Here is a 6,607-nt window from a genome sequence, read left to right as displayed (position 1 = left end):
TTGCGATACATTGGTACTAAGGAGAGAAGATGCAAGGGTTTTGAGTAATTTTAGCAGATTCAGGGGCACCTGAGCGACTCTCAATCTAGCTAAAAGCCTTTTCCTGTAAGGTTTTTAGCTTTATTCAGCAAACCCTAATTATTTGATAATAGGACATTGGTTGGGTTTCGTGCTAAATTCGTTGAGTATAGGCTAGATATCAGGACAAGCAAAAGGGGGAATAGATAATCAGTTTTTAATAAACGGATTTAGCATCATTTTGCTTGGGTACTTACAGGAGGAACAAAACTGATGCAGATAGAAATTCAAGGAGCCGATGCTATCAAAGTTGCTCAGGATATCCTAGAGATGGAAGGGGTGCAAGGCAGCTACGAAGTTATCTCTGAAGTGGAGAGAGAGGGAACCCTTGCTACCATCGCCACCATCATCGGCATTATTAGCGGAACAATCGCCATCGCTGAGAAATTTTACCAATTAAAGCGAAAAATTGACTCTCCTGAAACCCCGAAGATCGAACGGGTGTTGATTGTCAGCAAAAACGGCGATCGCCTGCTGCTCAAAGATGCTACCCTAGAGCAACTACAAAAACTCTTGGAACAAGAAAAATGAAGATACTGCATATTGATCTTCAGGAGAGGGGTAGCAATAGCGTTGAGTTCCGATTTTTCTGGGATAACCCTAACCAAACCCGTACCTACACAAGATTCCTGAATGAAATAGACAACCTAAGTGAACAGGCTGTCACCGATTACTATACCCGTTTACCGGAAGATCACGCCACAACAGGACAAGGTTTGTACCGATGGTTAGATGGTACGGAGCGCATCCTCCAGAGCGAATTAGATAGCCACCGGGGAGAGAAAATAGTTCTGGCTATCAGCACCAGCAACGGATTAGTCCATCTACCCTGGGAATTATTACACGATGGTCAGGGTTTTCTGGTGTCTAAGCTTCCCGCTATTGTTCCCATGCGGTGGATGAAAACGGGTAATGAAAGGCTGTTAACTGTTGACAACAACCCGCAGGATCGAGCCTTAAATGTGGTTTTCATGGCAAGTTCTGCTAGAGGTGTCGAGCCTATACTAGACTTTGAGGCAGAAGAGGGGAAGATCCTCAAAGCAACTAGAGGAAAACCCCTATCTTTAACCGTTGAAGAGAGCGGCTGCATCAAGGAATTGGGCGAATTGATAGCCAGTAAAGATAGGGGATACTTCGATGTTATCCACTTGAGCGGACACGCTACCATCAAGGATCAGAAACCCTATTTTATTACCGAGACGGAATACGGAGATAGGCAAGATACTAGCGCCGAAGATATTGCCAGAGAATTACAGTTTAATTTACCTAAGCTGTTGTTTTTATCAGGGTGTCGGACAGGCTACTCCGATGGTGATGGGATCCTTTCCATGGCCGAGAAGTTATTAAAAAATGGGGCTAAAACCGTTTTGGGGTGGGGTCAACCCGTCAGGGATAACGAAGCTGCTGACACGGCGGCCATCCTCTACGAAAAGCTTTCTCAAGGCTTTACTTTGAGCGAGTCGTTAGCTTTTGCCTATCAGAAATTATTAGGAAATCAGGCGAGGGATTGGCATTGTTTACGCCTCTATGTGAGGGGAAGTATCCCAGAAGCTTTGGTAAGGAGAGGACAGAAAAAACCTTTACCTCCCGTATCCTTTGTTGACAAATTTGTGGACCCAGAAACGAAATATTTGCGGGTAGCCACACGGGAAACTTTTATCGGTCGCCGCCGTGATCTTCAGTATTGCTTGCAAGTGCTGAAAAAACCTTTTGATAATCCTAAAGCAATTCATAAGGCCGGCGTTTTCCTGCAAGGTTTTGGTGGTAACGGGAAAAGTACCCTCGCCGCTCGGTTGTGCGATCGCCTTCCAGACTATACTAAGCTTGTCTGGCATCAACAAATTGATCAAACTAGCTTAGTTGATACCCTAGCTAAAAAATTAGATCGTCCACAACGTCAAATCCTTCGAGATTCTAACGAGGAGCTAGACTATCGCTTAAGGGATGTTTTTGGTCAGTTAAACCAGCCTCTTTTGCTTATTCTTGATGATTTCGAGTGGAACTTGGAATGCCCTTCATCCAGCGATGACTATATCCTTAAAGCAGGGGTAGCCCCCCTATTAAAAGCTCTCGTTGAGGCGATACAGGAAACCAAGTACTATCATCGCCTGATTATTACCTCGCGCTATACCTTCAAATCCTCTCTATTAGAGGAATTTTATCATCTGAAGTCTTTGCCCTCTTTCAAATACAAAGAGTCCGATTTACAAAAGAAATTGCGGCGGTTAGAGCATTTTAGTTCGGGTAAGATTGATAAAAACTATATAGAAAGAGCTTTAAATCTTGCTGATGGCAACTCCCGTCTGTTGGAATGGCTCAATAATGAGGTTTTAAGTTCAGGGGATATAGATGCTAAATTGCAGTCATTTGAGAATGGATCTGATGTTACTTGGCGCGATAAGATAGTCTGGCGGTCAGAGGAAAAACCTCAACTTTTGACGGATGAAGCTCTTGACAAAGTGGTTAGTAATTGCCTAATCTATGAAATTACCGTCCCTTTGGCTGCTTTAGAAGCGGTTTGTCAATCGGTTCCCAACTATCAGAAAAAATTACAACAAGCACAAGATAAAGGTTTGATCGAGGTAATCCACAATGACGACAGAGAAACCCTCTACCGCGCCTCTCACATCAAACATATTAACCCCCATATCGAGCTTCCCAAAGATGCAAGTAAGCTATCTGGTTTAGCGGGAACAGCAGCCAAGGCTTTAACCGAACTTTGGGGGAATAAAGAGAACGAAAACGAGGAAAAATGGGTAGAGATTTTCCGTCTAGCTTTTGCAGAGACAGAAAACCCAGATCGTTTCCGAGAACAATTCGATAAGATGATCTCGGTACCATATAACCAATCAGCTGATAGTGCCTACGAAAAGGAACTGAGAAAACACAGGCAATATCTCAAAGCAAATACAGGGCAAATCTATCAAAAACTAGAGGAATATCTAGAGCAAAAGGATTGGAAAAAAGCCGACTACGAAACCGCTTTCATTATGTATCAGTGGATGGTTATAGAAAATTATGGTGACTTTTATGTGCTTTATACAATGGTATCCTTAGACATAATCGATGAGATTGACCGTCTCTGGATGGACTACAGCGAAGAGAAATTTGGTATCAAGGGACAGGCGAAAATTTACCGTGACCTTGTTGGTGGGACAGGAGAATATAACGATGAAATATGGGATCGTTTTGGCGATCTCGTAGGTTGGAGAAGAAGCGAACGATGGTTTAATTTGGACAATATGGAAGTAGCATATCGTACTCCAGAAACCCATTATAATCACTTCCCCGTACTAATGTACTGCCGAGGAGATTTGCGTGGTTGGGACATTTGGAGTGAGGTTTACTGGGGTTTTTGGGGGAGGCTGGCTTATCCTGGGAGGAATCTGGGTATTGGATCTCTTCTCTCGCGTCAAGACTTAAAGGACTGTAGCATATAGGGTTACAAGATTTTGTGAACAATTATTAACGAGTAATTTTCCACGAAGCCAAGCGGGTTCTTGGTTTTCGATACCTGTCACCGAGGGGTCAACCATCGCCCTGATTTTTTTGTGGTATGCTTCCTACTAGAAAGTTATGAGTGAGAAAATCTTTGTGTTCTTTGTGCCTTTGTGGTTTTTTCTTGCGTTTTTTGGTAATCTTCACTGCTGCCATTAATTTACTCCCCCAATGGTCTTGCATTATCGTTAGTCTTGTGGATTTTCAATGTTTCGGGCAGCATGAAGTACCGCAATAACATCGATTTGCTCAGGCTTGATATAATAAATTATGCGATAAGAACCCTCGATAACTTCTCGGAGCTGCTCAGTTTCAAACTCTGGAACAATTCGACCCGAAAAGGGAAAATTAGCGATCTGTTCTGAGCGTCTAGTCAATCTTTCAACCAGTCTTTGAGCATATTGAGGGGAGTTTTGTGATATGTAGTTGTAGATGGATGATAAATGATTAACTGCGGTTTCTGTCCAGAAAACTTTCATGGCTCTAGCTTGAACTTAGTGCGTACTTCTGCCACAGAAATAACCTTTCCCGCCTCACTATCGGCTAACCCCGCTTCAATTGCCTGTCTCATATAAATCTCATACATCAAATCATCCCATGTAGAATTATCCGGCAATTTATCGATTAAATTTCTGGCTTTTTGTTTAATGTTTTTTATTTCCATGATGGTTTCCAAAATGACTCCTGACAGTTTACATTATAGCAAGATAGGCTCCTAGAGATGGTGTATTCTAAAACCACCGCTAACGCTCAGAATATCCAAAAAGGCTTTTCCCTCTCGATGTCCTCAACGAAACCTCAACCCGTGATTGGTGTTAGTTGGTGGATAAATGCTGTATATTTACTCTCGTCGCCGCTTAATTCACACGCAGCAGCGCAGAAACTTGCTCAACATTCATTGCTGTATGTAACAATACAGGAGGAGTTTATCTCAGGAGTTCCACGGTGATTAGAGAGCTAGACCGTATTACTGTTAATCCACAAATATGTCTTGGACAGCCAATGATTCGAGGAATGCGTATCACTGTAGGATTTGTTTTGAAACTGTTGGCTAGTCAGTTATCTATTCAGGAAATCTTAGAGGCTTATCCAGAGTTGGAGGAGGAAGATATTCGTCAGGCTCTTAATTATGCAGCTTGGGCTGTATCCGATTATATCGTTAGCTTCACTTCAGCAGCCGTAACGCACCGCTAACTTTAATGATGGTGGGTGATATAATTTAAAATTCTGAGGTAAATCATGCAACTAAAACTAACAAAAATATTCCAGAAAGTTCCCGAAGGCTATATTGGTTTTGTCGAAGAATTGCCAGGAGCTAATACTCAAGGAGAGACTCTAGAAGAAACTAGAAGCAATTTAGAAGAAGCAATTGAGCTAGTTTTAGAAGCTAATCGTATATTAGCTGAAGAGCAACTGCAAGGACAAGAAGTGATTCGAGAGTCTGTTACTTTCTGGGCTGCATGAAACGCATAAACTTAATTCGTCATTTAGAAACTTATGGCTGTGAATTCTTAAGAGAAGGCGGCAATCATACGATTTATGTAAATCGTGTCCATCAGAAATCTTCAGCTATTCCGCGCCATCGTGAAATCAATGAATTCTTGACGCGAAAAATTTGTCGAGATTTACAAATACCAGAACCATGAGTGCGACTCCTGTTAAGCTGCTGTAGAGTGTAGGCTGCGTGTTTGCGGTTACTAATTTGGATAATAAAATAAGACTAACAATCCGCCGTAACGCACCAATTCTATTACTATTAACTAAACATAATAAATTACATTGAATTTACCTGTGTATCATCCCATGTAGAATTATCTGGCAATTTATCGATTAAATTTCTGGCTTTTTGTTTAATGTTTTTTATTTCCATAATGGTTTCCAAAATGACTCCTGACAATGGATAATTATCAACTATTCATTATTAATTAAAAGGGCGATCGCAAAATTACGCCTTCTTAAAAAAGAGATTAAACACCTGAAGCAAAACCCAAAGGTTGAAACTGAACATCATTGATAATTTTAACCGTTTCCCCCGATTGCTTAATCACAAACAAACCGCGCCGATAGGCATAGACATCTATCCCCTGATCAATTTCAATACCTGCCACTGCCCCATAAACCCGAAACTCTCGAAATTGAGGGAAAGCAACCTTAAATCGCTGTAATCGGCTGACAAAATCATCTACATCATCCCTCGACAGTCGAGATTTACATTCTACCGCCACCAACTCGCTCCCATTCACCGCCACAATATCAATCTCCATTGCCGCCCCAGGACGCTTACTTTTCAAGCGACTCATCGTTTGGGTGACATCAATGCCCCGTTCCTGAAATAAACGCACAACCGCCGGCTCCACCATTTCTTCTATAAAAAGACACAAAGGAGTGGTTAAGCTATTGACCGCTTTGGTCGTTTCTTGTACCTGTTTTTTTAATTCTTCCATCGTGCGATTAGCTTCGGCACTGCGGCGATCAGCTTCGGCACTGCGGTGATCGGCTTCGGCACTGCGGCGATCAGCTTCCTTTTGAAACTCGGCAAATTGGGACTCAGTTCTTTCAAATAACTTGTAAATATCGGCGATCGTTACAGCGTCTGACATAGGAAGATTCTTCAAGCTTGAGAAGTCTAGTCCCATTCTAGCGACTTGGCAGAGAAGAAATGTCCCTAGCTTCTCATCCGTGTTTTTTCAATCAATTATTGACTATCAACAAATCAGCGATCGCAGTTCAAGGGGAAGGGGTCAAAGGTCAAAAGGCGATCTCGGTCAATGGATAATTATCAACTATAGCTCCTGCGTCCATGGGCTACTATTTTGATCATCGAAAATTTTGGGTCTGAAACCCCGTCGTTCTACGACGGCTTTACTGTTAAATACTAGCGCATTTACACGATATATGCTAGAATGTAAGACATGGAGAAAGCCTATTCTTACCGATTTTACCCCACACCAGAACAAGAGTCGCTATTGCGGCGCACTTTGGGCTGTGTAAGATTGGTTTACAATAAAGCTCTCCACGAACGAACACAAGC

9 protein-coding genes are annotated in these 6,607 nt (G+C 42.2%); 6 read left to right on the top strand and 3 right to left on the bottom strand.

The genetic code is table 11. From position 1 onward, the window contains the following. Positions 1–291: 291 nt before the first annotated feature. Positions 292–609, top strand: coding sequence for a hypothetical protein (locus IM319_RS14190; RefSeq protein ID WP_286824465.1), 318 nt, complete (start codon positions 292–294; stop codon positions 607–609). Continuing rightward, the gene (locus IM319_RS14185) at positions 606–3,518 is read left to right on the top strand and encodes a CHAT domain-containing protein (protein WP_287735985.1); all 2,913 of its coding nucleotides are present in this window, start codon (positions 606–608) and stop codon (positions 3,516–3,518) included. The genes IM319_RS14190 and IM319_RS14185 overlap by 4 nt, the downstream gene beginning before the upstream one ends. A 246-nt stretch (positions 3,519–3,764) precedes the next feature. Here the strand turns inward: IM319_RS14185 and IM319_RS14180 are convergent, their stop codons facing one another. Next, entirely contained in the window at positions 3,765–4,055 is a 291-nt protein-coding gene (locus IM319_RS14180) for a type II toxin-antitoxin system RelE/ParE family toxin (RefSeq protein ID WP_287735984.1), read from the bottom strand. After that, positions 4,052–4,240: a hypothetical protein gene (locus IM319_RS14175; protein WP_287684653.1), complete on the bottom strand. Its 189-nt coding sequence runs from the start codon at positions 4,238–4,240 to the stop codon at positions 4,052–4,054. The genes IM319_RS14180 and IM319_RS14175 overlap by 4 nt, the downstream gene beginning before the upstream one ends. A gap of 281 nt (positions 4,241–4,521) precedes the next feature. Here IM319_RS14175 and IM319_RS14170 point away from each other — a divergent pair, with 281 nt between their 5' ends. From IM319_RS14170 to IM319_RS14160, 3 genes are read left to right on the top strand one after another with little or no spacing between them, the layout of a single operon-like run. After that, on the top strand, positions 4,522–4,770 hold the full coding sequence (locus IM319_RS14170) for a DUF433 domain-containing protein (RefSeq protein ID WP_052276594.1): 249 nt from the start codon (positions 4,522–4,524) through the stop codon (positions 4,768–4,770). Positions 4,771–4,815: 45 nt separating this feature from the next. Next, positions 4,816–5,040 (top strand): type II toxin-antitoxin system HicB family antitoxin, encoded by a 225-nt coding sequence (locus IM319_RS14165; protein WP_002734968.1) that lies wholly within the window; start codon positions 4,816–4,818, stop codon positions 5,038–5,040. Further along, positions 5,037–5,222 carry a type II toxin-antitoxin system HicA family toxin gene (locus IM319_RS14160; protein ID WP_016514546.1) on the top strand — a complete coding sequence of 62 codons (186 nt, stop codon included), beginning with the start codon at positions 5,037–5,039 and terminating at the stop codon, positions 5,220–5,222. The genes IM319_RS14165 and IM319_RS14160 overlap by 4 nt, the downstream gene beginning before the upstream one ends. A gap of 321 nt (positions 5,223–5,543) precedes the next feature. On the opposite strand, the gene IM319_RS14155 is transcribed toward IM319_RS14160, so the two are convergent. Next, the gene (locus tag IM319_RS14155) at positions 5,544–6,176 is read right to left on the bottom strand and encodes a DUF3782 domain-containing protein (protein ID WP_287735983.1); all 633 of its coding nucleotides are present in this window, start codon (positions 6,174–6,176) and stop codon (positions 5,544–5,546) included. Positions 6,177–6,488: 312 nt separating this feature from the next. On the opposite strand from IM319_RS14155, the gene IM319_RS14150 reads away from it, so the two are divergent. Next, positions 6,489–6,607: helix-turn-helix domain-containing protein (locus tag IM319_RS14150; RefSeq protein WP_287722398.1), on the top strand; the 119-nt coding region annotated here is incomplete at its 3' end.

Origin of the sequence: Microcystis sp. M113S1 (assembly GCF_020246945.1) — a bacterium.
In the GTDB taxonomy this organism is placed as follows: domain Bacteria; phylum Cyanobacteriota; class Cyanobacteriia; order Cyanobacteriales; family Microcystaceae; genus Microcystis.
Note: the sequence above shows the minus strand (reverse complement) of the source record. Positions and strands in the feature narration are given on the sequence as shown.